The organism is Dyella sp., assembly GCF_035508675.1.
Lineage (GTDB): Bacteria > Pseudomonadota > Gammaproteobacteria > Xanthomonadales > Rhodanobacteraceae > Dyella_B.
The window spans coordinates 1-3,032 of the sequence record NZ_DATJMN010000316.1 but is presented as its reverse complement, the minus strand read 5'-3'; the positions used below and the strand labels follow the sequence as shown (position 1 = coordinate 3,032).

The window sequence follows — 3,032 nt, the reverse complement described above, 5'->3', positions numbered from 1 at the left end:
TTGCGCCAGGCGCCGCACCGCCACCGATGCGATCGGATAATCCGCATTCTGCGTCAGGATCTCCGACAGCATGCTGCGCGTGTACTTCAGGGCGGGATCGTCACGTTCCAGCCATGCCTGCACCCGCGACGCACTGCCGTTACCGTCCTTGTACGCCAGCACCTGGGTCGCCAGCGCACGATGCTGATGGCTGAGTTCGTCCAGCAGCGACCCGCGCGCCTGCGCATGCCAGTGGCCTTCCACCGGCAGCGCTTCGATCTGGCCGCGCAGCCATTCCAGATCCAGCGCGTGGCCCAGTTCGTAGAACACGTTGGCGACCTTGGCCGTAGGTTGGCCGGTCTGCTGCGCGACCTCCACCATGTCGAGCATGGCACGCAGTTCCGGCAGCTTGGCCAGGCGCAGGGCAAGATCGGTGGGCAGGCCAAGGCCCTCCCATTTTTCCTGGCTGGTGGAGAAATCGGCCTTGCCGGCGGGCGTCAATACATCGGGCAAGTTATCGCTGAGTTCGGCCACCGCTGCCTGATAGCGCTCCACATTTGCGGCGATGTCCAGCGTGCCGCCCGGACGGTTGAGCAACCAGCGCGTGAGATGGCGCAACTGCGACCAGACCTGCATGACTGCATCGACCTGGGTGTTCTCGGCAACCTTGCTGTCCTGCGCTTCGATCTCCGCCCACAGCTCGCGTGCGCCGAGGATTTCGCGCGCCGCCGTGTAAGCCTTGGCGACTGCCGCCGGCCCCTGCCCCGTGTCCTCCTGCATGCGCATCATGAAGGTGGCGCCCATGCGGTTGAGGGTAGAGTTGGTCACCGCGGTGGCGATGATTTCACGCTTCAGGCGATGCCGCTGCATGTGTGCGGCGTACTTGTCGTGCAGCGGTTTCGGGAAATAGCGCACCAGTTCCTTCGACAGGTACGGATCTTCCGGCACGTCCGATTCCAACAACTGCTGGTATAGACGGATCTTGTCGTACGACAGCAGCACGGACAGTTCCGGACGGGTCATGCCGTGGCCGCGCGTCTTGCGATCGGACAGCTCCATTTCGCTCGGCAGGTTTTCCACCTGGCGATCGAGCAGACCTTCGCCTTCCAGCGTGCGGATGAAGTGCGCCATCGAACCGATGCGCTTCACCGACTGGCGTTCCATCAAGGTAATGGCCTGGTTCTGGCGGTAGTTGTCCCACAGCACCAGTTGGCCGACTTCGTCCGTCATCGATGCCAGCAGCCGGTTGCGATCGTCGAGCGTGATCTCGTTACGCTGCACGGCATCGCCAAGCAGAATCTTGATGTTCACCTCGTGGTCGGAGGTGTCCACGCCGGCCGAGTTGTCGATGAAGTCGGTGTTGAGCAGCACGCCATGCTGTGCGGCTTCGATGCGACCCTTCTGCGTAAAGCCCAGGTTGCCGCCCTCGCCTACCATCTTGCAGCGCAGCTCGGCGCCGTCGATACGCAGCGCGTTATTGGCGCGGTCGCCCACATCACCATGCGTTTCGCTGCTGGCTTTCACATAAGTACCGATGCCGCCGTTCCAAAGCAGGTCCACCGGCGCCTTGAGGATGGCGCTCATCAGCTCGTTCGGCGCGAGATGCTCGACACTGGCCTTGAGGCCCAGCGCCTCGCGCACCTGCGGCGAAATCGGAATCGACTTCACGCTGCGCGGCCACACGCCGCCGCCGGCGGAAATCAAGGATTTGTCGTAGTCCTCCCAGCTCGAACGCGGCAGCTTGAACATGCGTTCGCGCTCGGCGAAGGATTTGGCGGTATCCGGATGGGGGTCAAGGAAGATGTGGCGATGGTCGAACGCGGCCAGCAGGCGGATATGGCGGGACAGCAGCATGCCGTTGCCGAACACGTCGCCGGACATGTCACCGATGCCTACGCAAGTGAAATCCTCGCTCTGGCAATCGCGGCCCAGTGCGCGGAAGTGGCGCTTGACCGATTCCCACGCACCCTTGGCGGTGATGCCCATGCCCTTGTGGTCATAACCGTTGGAACCACCGGACGCAAACGCATCGCCCAGCCAGAAGCCGTGCTCGATGGAGATGGCATTGGCGATGTCAGAGAACGTGGCCGTGCCCTTGTCGGCCGCCACGACCAGGTACGGATCGTCGTCGTCGTGACGCACCACCTCGTGCGGCGGCACCACCTTGCCCTCGATGAGGTTGTCGGTGATGTCGAGCAACCCGTTGATGAACAGGCGATAGCACGCAATGCCTTCAGCCAGCTGCGCATCGCGATCGCCACCTACCGGCGGATGCTTGACGAAGAAGCCACCCTTCGAACCGACCGGCACGATCACGGTGTTCTTCACCATCTGCGCCTTCACCAGGCCCAGCACTTCGGTGCGGAAATCCTCGCGGCGATCGGACCAGCGCAGGCCGCCACGCGCGACCGGCCCGAAGCGCAGATGGATACCTTCCACGCGCGGCGCATACACGAAGATTTCGCGATAGGGCACCGGCTTGGGCGCGTCCGGCACCTGCTTGGAGTCGAACTTGAAGCTGATGTAATGGCGATGCGCGCCATCCCATTGCTGGAAGAAGCTGGTGCGCAGCGTGGCGCGGATCGTGTTCATGAAGCTCAGCACGATGCGCTCATCGTCCAGGCTGGCGACGTCGTCGAGCAGCGACTTCAGCGCCTGCCACAGCACGTGCACCTGCTGGTCGCGCTTGTCGGCCAGCACGTTGATGATCTCGTCGATCAGTTCCGGCTTGGCCTTTTGCGTATCGGCGCTGATCAGCGCCTGCATTTCGCGGCGTAGATCCGCTTGCGCCTTTTCCAGCTCGGCGGCGGAGAGCAGCTCACGGCGCGGATCGAACTTGGCGTTGAACAATTCGATCAGCAGGCCGGCAATGGCCGGATAGCGGATCAGCGTTTCTTCCATGTAGTTCTGCGAGAAGGCGATGCCCACCTGCTGCAGGTACTTGCAGTAGCCGCGCAGCATGGCCACCTGGCGCCAGTCAGCCTGCGCCAGCAGCACGAGATTGTTGAAGCCGTCGCTTTCGGCGTCACCACGCCACAGGGCTTCGAAACCGT

At 63.1% G+C, this 3,032-nt stretch carries 1 protein-coding gene; it reads right to left on the bottom strand.

Features of this window, described 5'->3' with window-relative positions; all coding sequences use genetic code 11:
* Positions 1-3,032: NAD-glutamate dehydrogenase (locus VMA74_RS16760; protein WP_325369017.1), on the bottom strand; the 3,032-nt coding region annotated here is incomplete at both ends.